General features: G+C 54.9%; 17 protein-coding genes. 7 read left to right on the top strand and 10 right to left on the bottom strand.

Features of this window, described 5'->3' with window-relative positions:
• Positions 1-4 precede the first annotated feature (4 nt).
• A complete protein-coding gene (locus QPM17_RS10085) occupies positions 5-640 on the bottom strand; it encodes a cation diffusion facilitator family transporter (RefSeq protein ID WP_285390559.1) in 636 nt (211 codons plus the stop codon).
• A gap of 307 nt (positions 641-947) precedes the next feature.
• Here QPM17_RS10085 and feaR point away from each other — a divergent pair, with 307 nt between their 5' ends.
• A complete protein-coding gene (gene feaR / locus QPM17_RS10080) occupies positions 948-1,862 on the top strand; it encodes a transcriptional regulator FeaR (protein WP_285390557.1) in 915 nt (304 codons plus the stop codon).
• A 48-nt stretch (positions 1,863-1,910) separates the two neighbouring features.
• Here feaR and QPM17_RS10075 read toward each other — a convergent pair whose 3' ends face one another.
• The 8 genes from QPM17_RS10075 to QPM17_RS10040 all read right to left on the bottom strand — a co-directional run bounded on the left by QPM17_RS10075 (position 1,911) and on the right by QPM17_RS10040 (position 12,191).
• The gene (locus tag QPM17_RS10075; protein WP_285390555.1) at positions 1,911-3,320 is read right to left on the bottom strand and encodes an aldehyde dehydrogenase family protein; all 1,410 of its coding nucleotides are present in this window, start codon (positions 3,318-3,320) and stop codon (positions 1,911-1,913) included.
• A 35-nt stretch (positions 3,321-3,355) separates the two neighbouring features.
• Positions 3,356-4,684 (bottom strand): alginate export family protein, encoded by a 1,329-nt coding sequence (locus QPM17_RS10070; RefSeq protein WP_422732756.1) that lies wholly within the window; start codon positions 4,682-4,684, stop codon positions 3,356-3,358.
• A 104-nt stretch (positions 4,685-4,788) separates the two neighbouring features.
• Positions 4,789-7,047, bottom strand: coding sequence for a copper amine oxidase (locus QPM17_RS10065; RefSeq protein ID WP_285390553.1), 2,259 nt, complete (start codon positions 7,045-7,047; stop codon positions 4,789-4,791).
• A 230-nt stretch (positions 7,048-7,277) separates the two neighbouring features.
• Complete coding sequence (gene cadR, locus QPM17_RS10060; RefSeq protein WP_285390551.1) at positions 7,278-7,736, bottom strand: Cd(II)/Pb(II)-responsive transcriptional regulator; 459 nt, start codon at positions 7,734-7,736, stop codon at positions 7,278-7,280.
• Between the two features lie 6 nt (positions 7,737-7,742).
• Positions 7,743-8,510 (bottom strand): Type 1 glutamine amidotransferase-like domain-containing protein, encoded by a 768-nt coding sequence (locus tag QPM17_RS10055; RefSeq protein WP_285390549.1) that lies wholly within the window; start codon positions 8,508-8,510, stop codon positions 7,743-7,745.
• A 17-nt stretch (positions 8,511-8,527) separates the two neighbouring features.
• Positions 8,528-9,508 carry a HesA/MoeB/ThiF family protein gene (locus QPM17_RS10050; protein WP_285390548.1) on the bottom strand — a complete coding sequence of 327 codons (981 nt, stop codon included), beginning with the start codon at positions 9,506-9,508 and terminating at the stop codon, positions 8,528-8,530.
• Between the two features lie 681 nt (positions 9,509-10,189).
• The gene (locus QPM17_RS10045; RefSeq protein ID WP_285390547.1) at positions 10,190-11,539 is read right to left on the bottom strand and encodes an ATP-binding protein; all 1,350 of its coding nucleotides are present in this window, start codon (positions 11,537-11,539) and stop codon (positions 10,190-10,192) included.
• The gene (locus tag QPM17_RS10040) at positions 11,526-12,191 is read right to left on the bottom strand and encodes a response regulator transcription factor (RefSeq protein WP_285390546.1); all 666 of its coding nucleotides are present in this window, start codon (positions 12,189-12,191) and stop codon (positions 11,526-11,528) included. The genes QPM17_RS10045 and QPM17_RS10040 overlap by 14 nt, the downstream gene beginning before the upstream one ends.
• A 156-nt stretch (positions 12,192-12,347) precedes the next feature.
• On the opposite strand from QPM17_RS10040, the gene QPM17_RS10035 reads away from it, so the two are divergent.
• From QPM17_RS10035 to QPM17_RS10010, 6 genes are all read left to right on the top strand, one after another.
• Positions 12,348-12,887: a cupredoxin domain-containing protein gene (locus QPM17_RS10035; protein WP_285390545.1), complete on the top strand. Its 540-nt coding sequence runs from the start codon at positions 12,348-12,350 to the stop codon at positions 12,885-12,887.
• A gap of 13 nt (positions 12,888-12,900) precedes the next feature.
• On the top strand, positions 12,901-14,592 hold the full coding sequence (locus QPM17_RS10030) for a copper resistance system multicopper oxidase (RefSeq protein WP_285390544.1): 1,692 nt from the start codon (positions 12,901-12,903) through the stop codon (positions 14,590-14,592).
• Complete coding sequence (locus QPM17_RS10025) at positions 14,589-15,332, top strand: copper resistance protein B (RefSeq protein ID WP_285390543.1); 744 nt, start codon at positions 14,589-14,591, stop codon at positions 15,330-15,332. The genes QPM17_RS10030 and QPM17_RS10025 overlap by 4 nt, the downstream gene beginning before the upstream one ends.
• Before the next feature lie 131 nt (positions 15,333-15,463).
• On the top strand, positions 15,464-15,976 hold the full coding sequence (locus QPM17_RS10020) for a hypothetical protein (RefSeq protein WP_285390541.1): 513 nt from the start codon (positions 15,464-15,466) through the stop codon (positions 15,974-15,976).
• A gap of 89 nt (positions 15,977-16,065) precedes the next feature.
• The gene (locus tag QPM17_RS10015; RefSeq protein WP_285390540.1) at positions 16,066-17,685 is read left to right on the top strand and encodes a BCCT family transporter; all 1,620 of its coding nucleotides are present in this window, start codon (positions 16,066-16,068) and stop codon (positions 17,683-17,685) included.
• Entirely contained in the window at positions 17,657-18,121 is a 465-nt protein-coding gene (locus tag QPM17_RS10010; protein ID WP_285390539.1) for a universal stress protein, read from the top strand. The genes QPM17_RS10015 and QPM17_RS10010 overlap by 29 nt, the downstream gene beginning before the upstream one ends.
• Before the next feature lie 70 nt (positions 18,122-18,191).
• Here the strand turns inward: QPM17_RS10010 and thpD are convergent, their stop codons facing one another.
• Positions 18,192-19,097, bottom strand: a complete 906-nt coding sequence (thpD, locus tag QPM17_RS10005; protein WP_285390538.1) for an ectoine hydroxylase — start codon at positions 19,095-19,097, stop codon at positions 18,192-18,194.
• Positions 19,098-19,181: the final 84 nt, after the last annotated feature.

Genomic DNA, 19,181 nt, shown 5'->3' with positions numbered 1-19,181 from the left:
GGCTTCAGCCTGTGCGAGCCGTTTCAGAGACTTTTCCCTGGGCTATATCGCTACGTGCATGACGCACAACACTGATGCCAGCGGTGATCGCGAGGGACCCCATAATCGTGGCCACGATAAGATCGGGCCAGGCGGTACCAGTGCCGAAGACCCCCAGCGCGGCAACCATCACCGCTATATTGCCGATGGCATCGTTGCGGCTGCACAGCCAGACCGACCGCATGTCGGAATCGCCTTCCCGGAACTTGAACAGCACGATGGCGACGCCCAGGTTGGCCGCCAGAGCCAGTGCGCCAACCACCCCCATGGTCAGGGGTTCCGGAGTAATGCCGCTTTGCATCACCCAGGCGGCACGGCCCAGCACAACGATGCCGAATAGGGCCATGGTAATACCTTTCACCATGGCGGCCCGGCCGCGCCAGAGCATGCCCATGGAGAGCACCGACAGCGACAGCAGGTAGTTGGCGCTGTCGCCGAAGAAGTCGATGGCGTCGGCGAGCAGAGACACAGAGCCGGACTGGAGGCTGGCAAAGCCTTCTACCAGAAACATGACCAGATTAACCCAGAGGGCAATCCACAAGGCTTTGCGAAAGCCCGGGGCAGGGGATTTGGGTTCGGGGCCAGAGCAGCTACACGCCATGAATACCTCCTGTTCTCAGATACTCATATTGAAAACCCTAGAGTAGCTACAGGGTCAACAGGTTTGCTGCATTTCTGGTTTATGTCGGAGCTGGCCGGACCTGTCAGGGCAGGAAGATAGTTGGGATGAGCAGCCACTCCGGTACGCCGGATATACGATTCAAAAAAACAATACAGTCGTTCTTTGCGTGTATCGAGAGTTGCATTGACTGCTCCATACCGCCCTATATAGGTGGTCTTGACATATACGAAGAAACTGGCCAATCTCTGAACCGACAATCATAAAAACTCACTTCGGTAGACTAGCCATGGTTCGAAGCTCTTTCGCAGCGGAGGAATTTGACCGTTGGATCAGTGATGTTAACCAGATTTGCGGTCCGTTTTCGGCAGAGCCCCTCGAAGGAACATTTTCTGGTGATATTCACAAGATGGGCGGCGGCGCCATAGATATGTCGCGGGTGTCGATTCGTGGAGCTCAGCTTGTTCGGGGTCGAAGCGAGATACGTCGCTGTGGGACGCCAGAGTTCTTTTGCGTTTTCCAGCTTCATGGGACATCACGTGTTGAGCAGGCGGGGAACCGTTCTATCCTCAAGACCGGGGATATAGTTCTGGTGGATTCGGCACTACCCTTCAGTTTTACCTACGATCATGAATCCCAGCAAATTTCCTTGATTCTGCCCCGTAGTGTAATTGAGCGTATCCTGAATCTGTCAGGTATTGAGCTCGGCGTTCGGATTCCGTCTCACAGTCATATTGCCAGTGTGGCCAACCGATTGATTGCAGAGGCAGCGCATTATGACAGCCTGGACGAGGAGGAAGGCTCGGCTATCGTTGACTCGCTGATTATGCTAATCAAACCTTCTGTGATTAAAAGTCTGGCGGACAGCAACCCCAACGAGCGGGTTTTCCTGCAAGCTGTCTCGTTTATTCAGAACAATATTGGCGAACCTGATTTGAGTGCACGAATGGTGGCGACTACGACAGGCGCATCAGTGCGTAGTCTATATCGAGCCTTTGCCGTTCGATCCCTTACAGTCTCCGGATACATCAAAACCCAGCGTATGGAGATGTGTGCCGATTATATGAAAACATCAAAGGGTAAGCTGAATCTGACCGAAGTTGGATACAGGTTTGGCTTTGCCAGTCCAAGCGCGTTCTCGACGGCCTTCAAACAGTACTTTGGTGTAACCCCTTCCGGTTATTGTAAAAGCTGTGCGACCTGAAATGGAGTCTGCCAGACCTTTATATCTGACAGACTCCAGAGCTGAACATCACTTCTTGATGCTGATAACCCTGGGTTGGGTAACGGCTTTCAGGCCTTCCAGGCCGAACTCTACGCCGTAGCCCGAGGCCTTGTTGCCACCGAAGGGCACCATGGGGTGTATGGCTCCATGCTGGTTGATCCAGACTGTGCCTGCTTCCAGGCGAACGGCCACCTGTTGTGCCTGTTCGAGATCATCTGCCCACACAGAAGCACCAAGGCCGGCGTCCAGCCGGTTGGCTGAAGCCACGGCTTCGTCCAGGCTCTGGTAACGGATAACAGGCAGGGCAGGGCCAAACTGTTCCTCATCCACCAGTCTCTGGCCGTCGCGAATGTTCCCTACCAGCGTGAGCGGGAGGAAGTAGCCGGTGTCGGGAATCGTTCCGAATTCCATAACTTCGCAGCCATTAGCGCGGGCATCAGCAACCAGGTCCTTCACCTTGTTGTACTGCATTTCGTTTTGTAGTGGACCGATCAGGTTCTTTTCGTCCATGCCATCGCCGATGGGCATCTGCTGGGCAAGGTTGCTGAGAGCATTAACCACGGCCTCATAGTCGCTATCATGCACATACAAACGCTTGATGCAGGCGCAAGTCTGGCCCATGTTCAGGAATGCTCCCCAGAACAGCCCTTCGGCTATTGCGTCGGCATCGGTACCGGGAAGAACGATGGCCGCATCGTTGCCTCCGAGCTCAAGGGTAATAGGTGCAAGGCTCCTGGTGGAAGCCTCGATGATACGCCTACCGGTGGCTTCGCTGCCGGTGAACATGATTTTGTCGATATCTGGATGGCTGGTCAGAGCCGCACCGATACGGCCATCTCCGGAGACGGTATTGAGAACCCCAGGCGGCAATACCTGATTGATCAGCCGTACCATTTCCAGGGTTGCGATCGGGGTGTATTCGGATGGTTTGATCACTACCGTGTTGCCCATGCGGATGGAGGGAATGATCTGCCAGATGGCAATCATCAGGGGCCAGTTCCAGGGCGCAATCGCAGCCACCACACCGAGGGGAACGCGGTGCAGGACGTCCTTGCGCTCCTCGTCCTCGTATACGATCTCCGGTGGTAATTCCAGCGCTGCTGGCACCTGTGTCCAGCCCACGCAGGCCTGCATCTCGAACCGGGAGCCGGGGCCGGATAGGGGCTTGCCCTGCTCGCGGGTGATGAGTTCGGCCAGGTACTCCGAGTTTTCTTCAAGCACCCGGGTGACGCGGACGATCGTGTCCCGCTTCTCCTGGTCGCTGACCCTGGCCCAGTTGAGCTGTGCCTTACGGGCGGTGTTTACAGCGAAACCTACGTCGGACTCAGTGCTTATCGGGGCCAGCCCGATGGAATCCCCTGTGGCGGGATTGAGGATTTCCTGGTGATCGGCTGCTTCGACAGCCTGGCCGTTCACCGAATTACTGTAAGTCTGCATGTTTGTGCTCTCTTGAAGCTGAATGTTTTACCTGGTCAGAACGGAACTATGGCGATGATCTGACCATAGACATTGGTGTCATCATTACCGATCTGGCTGCCACCCTCGGCAGCGCTGTTATCTGGCGTATAGACGCCTAACAGCGGACTGATGATCAGGTGTGGGGCTGCCACCCATTCGGCATAGAAATCAATCTCCTGTGCGTTCAGGTTGCCGCTGCCGGCCGCAGTGTCACGGAAGTTGAAGAAGAGGGCGCCCACACTGAGTGTTTCTGACGGAGTGGCCTTTACGCCCACATGATGCACGTCCGCGTCAGAGTTGAACGGCCCTGCATAATTGGCGGCGACTTCGCCCTGGAACCAGGTGCCATAGCCACGGTTAAAGCCAAAAAAGAGCGGGTCGAAGTTTTCTTCAAAGCTTGAGTAGCGATAGTTGACGCTGGGTGACCAGGTGACATCACTGAAGGTCCATCCTGCTTCTGCGTACCAGGCTTTGGCATCGTTGAAGGAACTGTCCCCCGGCTCCTGAGTGACAAACTCGCCGGACAGGAACAGATTCTCGATACCGGCATTGCCCTGGTATCGCAGGCTTACGGTTTGCTGGCCGTCCCGTGAGCTGTAACCCAGCAATGGCGCGACGTTGTCGTCAACGTCCAGCCCTTCAATATACGCCAAACCAAAGGTGCCTTTGGGGGTCACATACTCTGCGTTGGCGCCTGCCAGTTCCATCTGCGCCTGGGCTTTATTGTCGGAGTCAAGCCAGAACAGGTCGGCGCGCAGTCCGTCGGCTCCACCAATACGCGCAATGGCCGTCTGATCAAAGGCTTTGCGTGCGGCAAGCCAGTATGCGCCGCCCCGATCCAGGTCGGACCCCAGCAGGGGATTCAGGGCATCGCCAAAGTTCAGCGAGTCGCCATTGATGAGGAAACCATCACCGATGGTGAATGCTTGTCGCCCCACGGAAACGTCGAGACCATCCTGTCCAAGCGCCGGAATCAGATCACCGGAGCGCCAGCCTACGTAGGCGTCTTCCAGTGCGGTTCTGCGTTCATTGCCTGAAGAAAATCCGCCTGCGTCCCCATCGCCCCAAGTCCCGGAAGAGACCAGGTTCAGCGCTCCGTATACACTGCTGTTTGCGCCGATGATATGACTTCCGGATAGCCCGTACTTAATGAAGCCTTCCTGCCAGGTTGTTTCACCAGCCTCGGACTTGGCGCCAAGATTGTAAGCTTCCTGGCTGGAGAAAACGCCCAGCATTGCCTCGATGTCGAGGTTCAGCTCGGTTCCATCCTGTTTGTAGAAATTATAGGCGGAGGCCGGTGCCGACAGCCCGACCAGAGTGAGATAAACCAGGCTTTGTGTAATGCGATTCTTGTTCATTGCTTCTGATTCCCGTGCATCTGAATTTGTGGTCAAGCTTCCCTGCCCGGAACGTGCTTGTCCTGTGTCGATCAGTTTCCCGGTTGCTCCTATTCGGGCAGATTCAGCGTGGGTGTCTGATCGAAGAAGTTCCACGGCTTGAGCATTGAGTGGACATACTCGGTTGGCATCATCGGCCACTCCTCTGCACGGGCGACGTGCGTTGCGCCTGTTGTCATCCACAACACGGTGTCGACGTTTTCAATGGACTCGTCATCCTCGACGAAGACTTTCAACCCCGTGTCGGTTTTTGCCCGGTTCGGATATTTTCCTTCCGGAAAACGTTCGTCCGCCTTGTACTGGGTTACCCAGATCTGCTTGTCCATGAAGTGAACGCGCTTGTACAGCCACTCGTCCTCGCTGAACAGAGCCCCTTTGGCAATCGGGTGGGTTCCGCCCGCAAACGGGATGACCTGATAACCAACCGGGTAACCCATACGGTTCTCCTTGTTGGGGTTGGTCAGCAGGCGGATGGTTGATGGGTCGAATTTCTGTACAGAGTCGAGTTCCGTTGGTACGAGTCGCTCCTTGGTGATCATCACACTCTTGCGTGGGCCACCATCGGTGTTCTCCGCAACCACGGGGTCGATCTCCATCATGCTGTTCTGCATGCCATCGACATCCATATCCAGGCGGAAGTTGTAAATATGTTGATGGGTGGTACCCACGATGTTGTGGTCAATCAGGGTGCCGTAACGGGTATCTTCGTCTGCGGTGTCGTCATGAATGGTACGAGATTTCACAGCTTTGACGGCTTCAATGCCTGATGCTCCGACGCTCAGCTTGATGTTGCCATTGGCCATGAAGATCCAGTCGAACATGTAGTCGTAGTTGCCAATAGTGCTGACCCAGCGCACAACCAGTTCACGGCGTTCGCGACTTTCATTGCCGGGGCTGCTTCCGAGCATTTCATTGTGTTTGAACTCCGGTCCTGCGTAGCGCTCGAATACCGCGATGGCATTGGGGATGGTGAACGGATCACCATTGTTGTCTACTAGGGTTGCAGGTAGCAGGGTGGCGTTATTGGGTACATCATTTCCAAGCTCGAGGGGGGAGGTCAGGTTGCCCATGCCGTAATCGCCCGAGTCCAGATAGGCTTTGAAGTACCAGCCGACATCCGGATCACCATAGGGCACGATCATGCCTCCGAGGGAACCCTCGTACATGACTTTGCGCTTGTCACCCTGATCATCGTAGGTCAGCGTGGAAATGACGGGCCCGACGCGAGCGTCCAGCTTGAGATGGAAATCCCAGTTTTGCCAGTTAATGGTATTGCCGGACATGGAAACGTTCTTTCCTTCCGGTTGCACGACCATCAGAGGTTTCACATCGGCAATTTTATCCTGATCACGTCCATCATAAGGGCGAGGAGTCATTGGTACGGGTATGACGCCGTCGTCCTCAATCTTCAAGATGCTCTTTTTCTCCAGGTCCACAACGGCCACGAGATTTTCGATCGGATGGGCCCAATAGTTACCGTCGCCTACGTCGAGGTAGGAAACCACTTTTAGCAGCTTTAACTCATGCTCAAGGCCATCGTCACCGCCGAAATACCCCACCGTGAGGGGAGTTGCAACGACCTTACTAACATCGTCAATGCCGCGCTTTTTGAGCGCAGCTTTGTACGCGTCACTATTCGCGACGATCTCCTGCACCGCGATGAAGTCATCAAAAGTCACCATACCGTGGGCGCCTTCGATATGTTCCCAGCCCAGAACGGTCTCCGAAGCAAGATCAACCGTTCCCTCAATGACCTTTCTGCCATCGACCACAGTAAAGTTGGCCAGGCGCTCGAAGTCCTGGGATTCGCCGTAAGACCATTTCCAGACTTTTTCTTTGGCTGGATCCGCCAGTCGTATTTCTGTGAAGCGAATGTTTTCCTTGTAGTGTTTGGAGGCCTTGACGGCGTTTGAAACTTTGGTGATTTCTTCTGCTGTTAATGCATCGAGCGGGTGGCTCGCATTGCCAGTGGATATGTTTTGTTGGACCTGATCCCTGAACACCTCGTGAGTAAACGCCCGCTCGACGAACACCTCTCCATCATGCATTTTTGCCGGGGCTGAGAGCTTTATGGGCTTCCCGTTATAAAAAGCCTGGTTTTCTCCAAACGGCACTCTGATTTCCGCATCCCCGGACCGAATCAGCAATTCACTTTGATCCTTGCTGATCTCATAGCTGGCACCCGAGGATGTGAGCGCTTCCGCTATCGGGAGATAATCTGGCGAGCCGCCATGGGCCAGGGTGGTTGGACTGGAAAGTAACAATGAGGAGGCAAGGGCTACAGAGAGTGCGATCTTCTTTTTATACATGATGGCTCCAGGTAGTGTTTAAACGTACGAGAAAGACGGTTCAGAGCAGTCAGCGATACTATATCTGCGCCTGCAGTACAGATCGCGACCAACTCCGCTATCAGTAGGTGTATGAATATCATTCCCGGAGACGGGTAGCTTTTGAATGGCTGCCAGAGTTTTTTGAAATTGTGCCGCGAAGAGAAAAAGCCGGGTTTGTTACCTGAATGGCGATGAGATGTTCCGGGCTCTCAGGATTGGCCCGGGCGATGGGTGCCGGGAACATGGTTGTGGCGGTCTTCCGGTTCTGGGGCATCGAATTCCGAGCTGAGCCCCCCGAGAATGCCGCACTCGCTGACGGTTCGGCCTTCTGAGCAGGCCTGTTGGAGCTGCTCCAGGGTATCTTCCAGGTTTGCCAGCTCCCGCAGGCGCTCCCGCACATGGCTGAGATGACGCGCCAGCAGGGCGTCCACTTCACTGCAGTCTGCATCCGGCTGGTCAGCCAGGCGGATCAGCTCGCGGATTTCATCCTGGGCCATGTCCAGGTTGCGGCAGCGTTTGATGAAGAGCAGCCGGTCAAGGTGGCTTTGCCGGTAGTGTCGGTAGCCGCTGGCCTCTCGTTCCGGTTCCGGCACCAGGCCGATTTTTTCGTAGTAGCGGATGGTCTCCACCGGAATACCGGTGGCTTTCGAAATTTCACCGATTTTCATGGTTGATTACCTCTGGGCATCAGTGCTCTCACTCTGAGCCAGCCCGTCATGGTGCAGCAAGTGAAGTGGCACCTGATCCATGTCCGCAAAGCGGTGGATAGTTGTGTGCGGGCCCGAGGGGTGAAACACGTAGACATAGGCGCCGGCCAGTGAAGTTACAGCAACCGCACGCTCCCCGTCCCAGTGGACCCCAGCACCATTGTCACATGCAATAGCGGGTACCTGGGTTTCAATAACACTATCGATAAGAGCACCATGGCGGAGTTCCGCATTCAGGTGAGGGCAAAACATTCCGGGAAGCAGATTCATTGCTTTCACTACAGTGAGCTTCCAGTTTGTATCACCACTGAATTTCTCTGAGTCACTCAATCCGGCTGCATGCCAACAGATGGCTCCCGCGCTGATGCCGGAGAGGATTGTCCCGTTTTCCCCTGCGTTGATCAGCGCCTCCGAAATTCCGGTTTCCTGCCAGCGACTGAGCATTTTCTGAGTGTTTCCGCCACCGACATATATCAAGTCCGCGTCGGCGATGCTCTTCTGCGCTCTTCTGATGTCGAAATCAGCAGCGGCAGCAAGAACAAAGTCAACTTCACAGCCCAGCTGTTCCCCATATAGCCTGGAAAAATTCTGACAGTAGCCCGGTGCATCTCCGCTCGCTGTCGGAATAAAAAGCGCATTGGGCCTGTGCTTCTTTGTCAGACTCTTAATAAACTCATCAATCCTGTAGGTTTCATAGTCGGCGATTTCTCCACCGCCGATTGTCACTATGTCCATATAGTCACTCTGCCGGGTTAAGCGTAATAACAAGGTTTCCAGGAGTACTCTTTGCTCTTATTCTCTTCAGTTAACCGGGACTCTGAAGAAAATGCAATTCCATGGAGTACTGCCGATGCGGCTATCGCAGCAATCTCCATGTTCATTGGGCCGAAGCTTGGACCAATGAAGTTTTCATATCTCCTCCCGTTGACATATTTTCCTTCAGCTCGACATTTCTTAACCGATTTTTCATCCCATAACTTTACAATTGCTCTATCTTGGAAGTAGCCGCACGATACAATAAGGGGTAATTCTGCCTCTCCCACTCTCGACAGCAGGTCTTCGGCCAAGCCCAAAGGCTCGTCAGCCGAGATAACTATGGCGTCGTAACTCTGATCTAGTTCCTCAAAAAAGGTAGTGCTGACTTTTTCATTTATGCCTTCACATGTTGACAGAAATCGATCATTGATAGCCTTAACCAGAATGTCCACCTTGTTTCTTCCGATGTCACTGTTAGTCCATACGTACTGCCTGTTGAGATTGCTTTTTTCCACTACATCATCATCTATCATTGTAAGGCTTCCGATGCCGGCTCCGGCCAACTGCAAGGCAGTCATAGATCCAATTCCACCACAGCCAAGAATAAGTACTTTGGAGCTATTGATATTCCTGAATGCATTTATCAGAGCGGAACAGTTCCTTGCAATGCAGCAAAAGTAGGAGGCAGTCCTGCTGGTTGTGTCGTTAATAAATAGACTTTGGACTTGTTCAATTTCAGATTGATCGCCAAAAATAATACCGCCGGCCTCAATCAGTGATTCTATTATGCATTCCTTTTTATCCGGGTCGTGTACTATTGAAATGCCGGAGGGTCCGCCAAAATAATGAAAGTTGTCGCTATCGATTCCTTCAACAAGAGAGGGTCGAATAAGACCTACAGCCCTATCTTCAATGTAGACAACTGTACCCTCTACCCGTTCACTCCCTTGACTTAAGGTGTTCATCAATGAGGTCATAAAGCTCATCCAATAGTCAGATTGAAAAGCCGGCACTTTAAAGTGCCGGCATGTGATGCTGCAGTAGCAGTCAGTTACAGGAAGGAAGTGGTACAGGCCCAAAGGAACAGCTGGGGCGGAAATAATGTATATCCTGGCCGCCTACCGTGACCTTAGGTTGGTTTGTGGTTTCCTCTCCGTTTGCACGAAGGTCAGGGTTGGCTGTCATTGCGTTTGCGTGAGCCGTTAGCAATAGTGCAGCTGCAAGAGACGTCTTTTTGATTTCCATATCGATTTTCCTTCTGATGTTGGTTTGTGCCAGCAACGCGGTTTTACGTTGTCAGCACGCCAATTATCTAATCTTGGAATTTAAAATTAAATGATTATCATTTAGATATGTAAATAGGTTTTACAGACAGAGAATGTTTTGAGCACTGGAATGCTGCAAGTCAGCGAATGATGTTATGCAACTCTCTTTGGGTGGGAAGTATTAGGTATGGCCCCACGCACTCTTGCATTGAGCCGGTTCTGGTTAACATCTGCGCGAAAGTTGCTCACAGTGACTTTCGATAGCGACAACCAGTTGAACTCTAGGACTTTGCCAAGAGGGGAGACGGGGATTTACTTTTACGTCCAGAACAGTAGTGGAAATACTCAGAATCAACCCCTTAAACAATGGATTCCGGTGCCTCATCAGGAGTTTTACCCCCTGCCGATCCCTGGAAAACAGACCGTAGCTTTAAGGCCTCCCTGCGATCCTGTGCTGAATGTCAGACTACCACTGTAGCGCTCCGTGATCTCTCTGGCGATGGCCAGCCCCAGGCCGTGGCCCGGCGTCTGTTCGTCCAGTCGCACGCCTCGGGTTCCCAGTGTCGAAAGGGCATCGGCGTTCACGCCTGGACCATCATCCTCAACGGCAATGATCATCTGATCACCGGTTTCGGTCAGGGACAGCACCGAACTGCGCCGGGACCATTTGCCAGCATTATCGACCAGGTTGCCCAGAATCTCATTCAGGTCATGCTCTTCGATGGGCCAGCGTGTTTCCGGGCCCAGTTCTGTCTCCAGTTCGAAGTTCTTTTCGGGGTACAGCCGGCCCAGCATCCACAGCAGATCGCGGGCCTGGCTGACGGGTTTGGCGGCTTTACCTGCCTGGGGACCGGCGAACCGGCTGCGGCGCATTTCACTTTCCAGCTGTCGGTCGATGTCAGACAGGCGCTGGGCGAGCTGTTGTCGCATTTCCGGATCCAGGGCGCGGGTATCGTCCTCAAGGACCTGGCGGATGGCGGAAACCGGCGTCTTCACGCTGTGTGAAAGGTTGGCCAGGGCGTCCCGTGAGCGGGCCAGCCTCTGATCCAGGGTGTCCAGAAGCTGATTCAACTGGCGGATCAGGGGGCGGAACTCGGCCGGCGCGTCAACATCCAGCCGATTGCTGGCGCCGGTTTGCAGGGACGTCAGGCCGCTCTGAAGCCGGCCGACCGGGCGCAAAGACAACCGGATGGCTAGCCAGATAGCCATTATCAGCAGAGCCAGAAGGATAGCGGACACGATCCCCGTCCAGAGATGCAACTCCTGCTGGCTGTTTTTCAGGTTGCCCAGATCCTCTGCCACGACAATAACGACAGGCTCGCCGTTCAGAGTCAGAACCTTTCGGTAGGCCAGGAAGTCGGAATTGGAAGTTCCGGACTCCGGGTCGGCATTCTGGATAAAACCGGTTCCTGCTTCATGCAGCAGGGGTTCGAGTACTTTCGACCATTGTGCCGGAGAGCTGTGAACCTGGTTTCCTGTACGCAGGGCAAAGGCATGATGAAAGACCTCCTCGAAGTAGTCCCCTTCGGCAATGTCGCGGATTTCCTCAGGGCCGGAGCGTCGCAACTGGTGCTCCAGGAAGGCTACTTCGTCCTGTAGGCGGTCTTCAACGAATCCCCTGGCCATTCGCTCCAGCAACAGGCCGTGGACGATCCACGCGGAAACCATGAGCGCAATGGCAGCGGGTAGCAGCAGCGTGAGCAGGCTTTTACGTATCGAGCGCCGTGGGTTAATCCAGTGCATTGAAGATATATCCCTGGCCCCGCCGGGTGGTGATGGCTTCTGCTCCGGTAATTTTCCGCAGGCGGCGCACATAGGCTTCAATGGTGTTGTCGCTGGGGCTGTCGTTGAGGTTGTAAAGCTGCTCCAGCAACTGCTCCTTGGAGAACAGTTGCCCCGGGCGGCTCATCAGGCAGCGCAGCAGGCGGAATTCGGTGCCTGTCAGGGAATGTTCCTGGCCATCGGGTGTTTGCAGGCACTGACGATACTCGTCCAGTTCGAAGCCTCCGGCTGCCAGTTTAGCCTCCACCCGGCCCTCACTGCGGCGAATCAGGGCGTTCAGCCGCGCCAGCAGTTCCTCGGTCTGGAATGGTTTGGCCAGGTAGTCGTCGGCTCCGGCCTTGAGGCCATTTACCTTGTCCTGCCAGTCTCCCCGGGCGGTCAGGATCAGCACGGGCATGGTCAGTTTGTCGGCGCGCCAGCTTTTGAGAACATCCAGCCCGTTGCCATCGGGCAATCCCAGATCAAGCACCACAGCCCGGTAGTCTTCCTGTTTGCCGAGACGCTCCGCCTGTTTTGCGGTGCCTGCTTCATCGACGGTAAAACCGGCGGCGGTCAGTTGCCGGTTCAGGCTTTCAGCGATGAGGGCATCGTCTTCCACTAGTAACATTCGCATGCAGGTTCCTGGCCTTTGAAGTTAATGAGGTAGTGTAGGGCTGTTTGCTGAATGTAACCTGAAAAAGTGTTAATCGGAAAATTCAGCAAGAATTCAGGTTGCTGGGGCAGAGTATGAATCAAAATCCAACGGACCCGACAGTTTCAGGAGAAACCGATGAATACGATACTCAAGAATGCACTTTTGCCTGCGATTGCTTTGGCTGTCTCATCAGGTGCCTTTGCCGCTGGCGAACACTCTGGTGGCCATCACGGCGGCAACGCCGTGGGTGAGCCCGGTAAGGCGGAAGATGTGTCCCGCACCATTGAGGTGACCATGCGGGACAATTACTACGAGCCTGAGTCCGTCAATGTCGAGCCCGGCGAGACCATCCGTTTCCACGTCAAAAACGAGGGTTCTCTGGTACACGAGTTCAACATTGGTACCGCAGAAATGCATGAGGCACACCAGGAAGAAATGCAGATGATGGTGGAGCATGGGGTTCTCAAGGGCGACCAAATCAATTACGAGATGATGGAAATGGACATGGGTAACGGCCATTCCATGAAGCACGACGATCCCAACAGCGTCCTGTTGGAGCCGGGCGACAACAAAGAGATTATCTGGACGTTCACTGAAGCCGCCGACCTTGAGTTTGCCTGCAACGTGCCGGGCCACTACCAGGCCGGCATGTACGGTGATATTGAATTTGAATAAACAGGTCTACTCCATGAAAAGACAACTTCTGGCCGCCGTTTTCGGCGGCCTTTTCACCGTGGTGGTCAACGCCGCCGAATACAATATTTCTGTTGACCGGGTCCAGATTGACACCGGCGATTTCGTCAAGGAAGGCATTGGTTACAACGGAGCCTCCCCGGGGCCGGTATTACGGTTCAAGGAGGGTGAAGAGGTGACCATCAATGTCACCAACAATCTGGATGAGATGACCTCTATCCACTGGCACGGACTGATTCTTCCGTTTGAACAGGATGGCGTGCCGGGCATCAGTTTTCCTGGCATCAAGCCAGGGGAAACCTTCACCTATCAGTTCCCGATTGTTCAGGCTGGCACCTACTGGTTCCACAGCCATTCCGGATTCCAGGAGCCCAATGGTGCCTATGGCGCGATTGTGATCGAGCCGGAGGGCCGTGAACCCTTCCGTTACGACCGGGAATACGTGGTGCAGCTTACCGACAAGCATCCCCACTCCGGTGACCGCATTATGCGTAATCTGAAAATGTCCGCTGATTATTACAATCGCCAGCAGCAGACCGCGAGCGACTTCTTTGCCGAGTCCAGCAAGAAGGGGTTCATGGCTGCGCTGCAGGACCGGATGATGTGGGGCGATATGCGCATGATGAAAGCGGATATCGAAGACGTGCAGGGCTTCACAGGGCTGATCAACGGCAAGGGGCCGGAGCAGAACTGGACCGGGCTGTTCGAGCCGGGAGAGCGGATTCGCCTGCGTTTTATCAACTCCTCCGCCATGACCTATTTCGACATTCGGATCCCGGGACTGGAAATGACGGTGGTGCAGGCGGATGGCAACAATGTGCAACCGGTCAATGTGGATGAATTCCGCATCGGCGTAGCGGAAACCTATGACGTGATCGTTCGCATCAAGGACGAAAAAGCCTACACCATCTTCGCCGAATCCATGGGCCGCTCGGGTTTTGCCCGAGGTACTCTGGCGCCAGAGGAAGGAATGACAGCAGAAGTGCCTGAGTTGAGAGAGGCTCCCCTGCTGACCATGTCTGATATGGGCGGACATATGGATCATGGCGACATGAGCGATGACGACATGGCTGATATGAACGGTGATGACATGGCCGGCATGGATCACAGTGCCATGGGCCACGACAGTATGGATCAGGGTGATGGGGCTTCCATGCCTGCAGACCCTTTCTATGCCAAAGGTAGCGGGCTGATTCCCACTGCCAGTAATGGCGGAAAATTCCTGTCCTACGCGGACCTTAAGGCCCAGAACCCGCTGTACGAAGACCGCGAACCGACCCGTGAAATTGAACTTCGTCTGACGGGCAACATGGAGCGCTACGAGTGGAGCATCAACGGCACCAAGTACGAGGATGCCGACCCCATCGTGCTGCAATACGGTGAGCGGGTTCGCTTCAAGTTCGTCAATGAAACCATGATGACCCACCCCATGCACCTGCATGGCATGTGGTCAATCCTTGACGTCGGCGAGGGCAAGTGGAACCCCCTGAAGCACGTGATCAGCGTGGCACCCGCAACCACCGTTTACATGGAAACCGAAGTAGATGCACCGGGTGAGTGGGCTTTCCATTGTCACCTGTCTTACCACGCCGCCTCCGGCATGTTCCGCAAGATTGTGGTGGAGGGTGGCCCGGACACCACCATGGCCGAAGGCACGCAGAATGGTCAGCAGGGAGGTGAGTCATGAGTCGATTAACGGCATCCATGTGTGTCCTGGCTCTGACAGCGACCGCATTGAACGCTCCGGCCATCGCCCAGGAAGATCCTGCCAAGAAAACCCAGACCGCCAAGACCTTCTGGGGTGTGTCTGCCGAAAAGCTGGAGTACCGCTACAGTGATTCAGACGAAGAGCTGGCGGTGATTGAAGGCGATGCCTTCTATGGCACCGATGAACTGAAGTTCCGCTGGTTGTTCGAAGGCGAATGGGAAGAAGCCCACAACGCCTGGGAAACCCTGGAGAACCAGTTTGTTGCACAGATTCCGGTGGATGACTTCTGGGATGCCAAGGGGGGTATCCGCGTCGATACGCCGGAAGGTCCGGATCGGGTATACGGTGTGCTCGGGCTTACCGGCCTGGCGCCCTACTGGTTCGAAATAGACACGAACCTTTACGTCAGTGATGAAGGCGACACTTCGGTGGACTTTGAGGCCGAGTATGAATTGCTGATTACCAACTACTGGATTATGTCTGCAACGTTTGAAAGCCTGGTGGCGTTCTCCGAGGACAGGGAAATTGGTGTCGGTAAGGGGCTGAATTCCACTGAGGTAGGGCTGAGGTTGGGCTATGATCTTCTTGGCCGCTCTTTTGCGCCGTATGTTGGTGTGGTTCACGAGCGTAAGTATGGTGATACCGCAGATCTGGCCGAAGATTCCGGTGGCAGTACAGAGGACTGGTTCGCCGTGATTGGTGCGCGGGTTATGTTCTGAAGGCCATTCGATGACCCAGGTCAAGGATGACTGAATACTTGTATGTACCGGAACGTTCTTTCAGCCTGAATTCAGTTTCATGGTCTTTACTGAACAGGATGCAGATTGTTGCAGAATATAAGGAGGATCTAATGAACAGATTTACCCGTTTGATTGCGTGTTCCGTACTCGTGTCTGCGCCCCTGCTGGTTTTTGCCCAGGGTAACTCCGGGCAGATGCCCCGCGGAGGCATGATGAACGAAGAACAGATGGAGCAGATGCAAGAGAATATGGCGCGAATGCAGGCCATGAGACAGGAGATGCGCAGTGCTACATCAGATGCCGAGCGTCAGCGCATCCGGGAAAGGCATATGGAGTACATGCAGGAGCATATGGACATGATGCGTGGCGGCATGATGGGCCAGGGAATGATGGGCCAGGGAATGATGGGGCAAGGCATGATGGGCCAGGGCCAGGGCCAGGGAATGATGAATAACCAGGGCAACCAGGGTAAAAAACAGAATGGCAGTGGCCAGGGTAACCGCTCTGATGGCGCGGGTATGAATTATGAGCAGCGCATGAATATGATGGAAAATCGTATGAACCAGATGCAGCTCATGATGGAGCAGATGCTGGAACATCAGCGGCAGCTGAATCAGAACTGACTGAAATTGATCTCAGTCCTACAACGGGTTGGCGTGTATGTTAGCGTAAGGCCTTTCTTTTATCTTTTCTGAAAGGAATGGAGGCTCTTGTGCTGGAGCGGCTGCAACGCCAACTGGGACTGCAGACAATACCAGGGGTGTTTTTTACCTCGGCCGGGGTGGCTGCTCTATTTGTTGCCCTGGCCGTCCCTTTTGACGAAACCGTTGCCAGAAGCTTTGGCCTGCTGACCGGCTGGGTGGCCCGCAACCTGGGCTGGTTCTATATCCTCGCGGTTACTTCGTTGCTGGTGTTTCTGCTGGGTCTGGCGGTCAGCCGCTATGGAGCCATTCGCCTTGGAGCCGATGACAGCCGGCCCGACTATTCCAACCTGACCTGGTTCACCATGCTGTTCGCCGCCGGCATCGGCACAATACTGATGTTCTGGGGTGTGGCGGAACCGATTTCCCATTTCGCCAGCCCACCTTTCGAGGGAGTAGAGGCCGGGTCCGAGCAGGCTGCCGGCGACGCCATGACTGTGGCGCTATACCACTTCGGCCTGCACACATGGACCATCTTTGCCCTGCCCGGGTTGGCTATCGGCTATTTCGCCTACCGTCACAATCTGCCCATGCGGATCAGCAGCCTGTTCTATCCGATCCTCGGAGAGAGGGCATTTGGCCCGTGGGGATGGGCGGTGGATGTGATCGCCGTGCTGGGAACCCTTTTTGGTGTGGCCACTTCACTGGGCCTGGGGACCCTGCAGCTGAACAGCGGCCTTAATTACCTTTTTGGTGTGCCTACCACCGGACCGGTTCAGGTTGTTCTGATTGTTGTCATCACCAGTATCGCCGCCACCTCCGTAGCCCTGGGGCTGGACAAGGGCATACGCAGGCTGTCCCAGCTCAACATTATTCTGGCCATGACACTGCTCGGGTTCGTGTTTGCCGTCGGCCCGACGGTATTCATTGCCGAGGGGATGGTCCAGAGCGTGGGCGATTACTTCGATGCCCTGCCCTGGCTCGCGTTCTGGACCCAGACCTTCAGCGAATCCGATTGGCAACGGCAGTGGACGCTCTTCTACTGGGCCTGGACCATCTCCTGGGCGCCCTATGTGGGGATTTTCATCGCCCGGATTTCCCGGGGGCGTACCATCCGGGAATTTGTAGCGGGCGTTCTGTTCGCTCCCACAGCCTTCACCCTGGTGTGGTTCGGAGTTTTTGGCCTGTCGGCCATCCAGGTGGAAATGAATGGCCAGGTAGCCCTGGCTGAGCAGGTGCGCGAGGACCCTTCCGTTGCCATTTTTGCCTTTCTGGACGCCTTTCCGCTTGCCGAAGTGGCATCGGCGCTGAGCGTTGTGATCATCATTATCTTCTTTACCACTTCTTCCGATTCTGCCTCCCTGGTCATCGACATGCTGACAAGGCGTGATGATCAGCCCTCTCTCGTACGCCAGCGGATCTTCTGGGCCGCTGCCCAGGGTGTCATTGCCGCCACGCTGTTGCTGGCCGGTGGACTGGATGCGCTGCAGAACGTGATTACTTCCCTGGGGCTGCCATTCTGTATCTTGCTGATTTTCATGGCAGTTGCGCTCTTCCGGGCGCTTCGGGCGGATTACCGTGGTTACAGTATGGATGAGCTGGTGCATGGAAGGGCTTTCCCGGAAGTGGAGGCCACTTCCGAAACAAAACAGGAGAACGGGTATGTATCGGAAACTGTTGATCGCCATTGATCCGGAAGACGACGGTGAGGGCAAGCGCGCTCTGGAGGCCGCCATGGATCTGCTCGACGAGGACGGCGAGCTCCACCTAGCCAGTGTCTTCAGTCCGGGCGGTGGTGGGTTCTTCCCCCATGTGACCGAAGAGGCGCCGGACCAGAAAGAGGCCCAGGTGCGTGAAATGCTGGATCTGCTCGTTCGCAAATACCTGCCATTGAACCGTGGCGCGCATCTGCATGTGGTGGCGGGAAGCGCAGGCGAAAAACTGGTGGGGCTGGCGGGCCAGATCTGTGCCGACCTGATGCTGTTGGTATCCCGGGGCAGTACTGGTCACTGGCCTCTGCGTCGGGCGACTGTGGAGTATGTCTCGGTGAATGCCCCGTGTCCGGTGCTCGTGCTGCCGTCTCTGGAAAAGTCAGGGCCGGAGACAAAGGTGGAAGGAAGCGAATGACTGAACGGAGAGTCGTTATTGGTCAGAGCAGTGCTCTGACCAATCTTTAGCGCGGCTGGCGATTACTCCATCATAAGGGCTTCAGAGGTTCCCAGTTTGTCCGGTTGGCCAGGAACTCGGGCCGGGGCTTGTTGCCGCAGTAGGGCTCTTCAAGCGTGTTATGTACGCTGTTGTATACGAAGAACAGGTTGCTCCGTGGCCAGCATGACATGTTCACGTTGGAGCCATGCAGGGTGTTGCACTCGAATATGATCAGCGACCCCGGTGGCCCCTTGGGCGCTTGTATGGAGTTCTCATTCATCAGCCTGGTGAGGCTGGCGGCATCAGGAACACCCAGGTTCTGGGTTTTAAGGGATTCCTTGTAGTTGTCTTCCGGCGTGCGACCAACACAGGGAATGAAGTACTTCTGGGACCCCGGAATCAGCATCAGCGGTCCGTTAAACTCGTTGTTGTCGGTCATCACGATGGAACAGCTCAGGCATCGCATTCGCGGCATGCCGTCCTCACTGTGCCAGGTTTCGAAGTCAGAGTGCCAGTTGAAACCCTTGCCCTTGAACCCCGGTTTGTAATTGATCCGTGACTGGTGGATGTACACCTCGCTGTCCAGCAACTGGCGCACTATGTTCAGCAGGTGCGGGTCCCGGGTCAGCCGGTCAAAGCGTTCGGAGATTTGATGAATACCGAAGATAGAGCGAATTTCTTCCTTTCCCGGCTCAAGAATCGTACCTTCCGATAGCTTGAGATCATCGTCCTCCTCGTAATCTTTCAGTTCTTTGATGAACCCGTCCATCTCATCTTTGGAAAAGAACGAGTCAAAGAACAGAAAGCCATTCTCATCGAATTCGCGCACCTGCCCGGTGGATAACGGGCCGTCAGAGATCCGTTCGTCGGGCGTGTGCACGACGGGGTCCAGCCTTTCAAACATCCCCAGCTTGCGCTCGAGACGGGTCGGGAAAAGATCTTGTGGGCGTGACATACATGTCCTCCTTTTCGGGTAATCACTACTACAGTTGTAGATGAATTATCCGATTTCAACAGTGGGCTCTGGTGCAGGTGGCCC

It is taken from the genome of Marinobacter azerbaijanicus, assembly GCF_030250645.1.
Taxonomy (GTDB): Bacteria; Pseudomonadota; Gammaproteobacteria; order Pseudomonadales; family Oleiphilaceae; genus Marinobacter; species Marinobacter azerbaijanicus.
This window is presented reverse-complemented; position numbering and strand designations above follow the sequence as displayed.

What these genes read in the sequence shown, in the direction of transcription:
- QPM17_RS10085 (WP_285390559.1), bottom strand. Translation starts at nt 640, where the DNA reads ATGGCGTGTAGCTGCTCTGGCCCCGAACCCAAATCCCCTGCCCCGGGC.
- feaR (WP_285390557.1), top strand. Translation starts at nt 948, where the DNA reads ATGGTTCGAAGCTCTTTCGCAGCGGAGGAATTTGACCGTTGGATCAGT.
- QPM17_RS10075 (WP_285390555.1), bottom strand. Translation starts at nt 3,320, where the DNA reads ATGCAGACTTACAGTAATTCGGTGAACGGCCAGGCTGTCGAAGCAGCC.
- QPM17_RS10065 (WP_285390553.1), bottom strand. Translation starts at nt 7,047, where the DNA reads ATGTATAAAAAGAAGATCGCACTCTCTGTAGCCCTTGCCTCCTCATTG.
- cadR (WP_285390551.1), bottom strand. Translation starts at nt 7,736, where the DNA reads ATGAAAATCGGTGAAATTTCGAAAGCCACCGGTATTCCGGTGGAGACC.
- QPM17_RS10055 (WP_285390549.1), bottom strand. Translation starts at nt 8,510, where the DNA reads ATGGACATAGTGACAATCGGCGGTGGAGAAATCGCCGACTATGAAACC.
- QPM17_RS10050 (WP_285390548.1), bottom strand. Translation starts at nt 9,508, where the DNA reads ATGACCTCATTGATGAACACCTTAAGTCAAGGGAGTGAACGGGTAGAG.
- QPM17_RS10045 (WP_285390547.1), bottom strand. Translation starts at nt 11,539, where the DNA reads ATGCACTGGATTAACCCACGGCGCTCGATACGTAAAAGCCTGCTCACG.
- QPM17_RS10040 (WP_285390546.1), bottom strand. Translation starts at nt 12,191, where the DNA reads ATGCGAATGTTACTAGTGGAAGACGATGCCCTCATCGCTGAAAGCCTG.
- QPM17_RS10035 (WP_285390545.1), top strand. Translation starts at nt 12,348, where the DNA reads ATGAATACGATACTCAAGAATGCACTTTTGCCTGCGATTGCTTTGGCT.
- QPM17_RS10030 (WP_285390544.1), top strand. Translation starts at nt 12,901, where the DNA reads ATGAAAAGACAACTTCTGGCCGCCGTTTTCGGCGGCCTTTTCACCGTG.
- QPM17_RS10025 (WP_285390543.1), top strand. Translation starts at nt 14,589, where the DNA reads ATGAGTCGATTAACGGCATCCATGTGTGTCCTGGCTCTGACAGCGACC.
- QPM17_RS10020 (WP_285390541.1), top strand. Translation starts at nt 15,464, where the DNA reads ATGAACAGATTTACCCGTTTGATTGCGTGTTCCGTACTCGTGTCTGCG.
- QPM17_RS10010 (WP_285390539.1), top strand. Translation starts at nt 17,657, where the DNA reads ATGTATCGGAAACTGTTGATCGCCATTGATCCGGAAGACGACGGTGAG.
- thpD (WP_285390538.1), bottom strand. Translation starts at nt 19,097, where the DNA reads ATGTCACGCCCACAAGATCTTTTCCCGACCCGTCTCGAGCGCAAGCTG.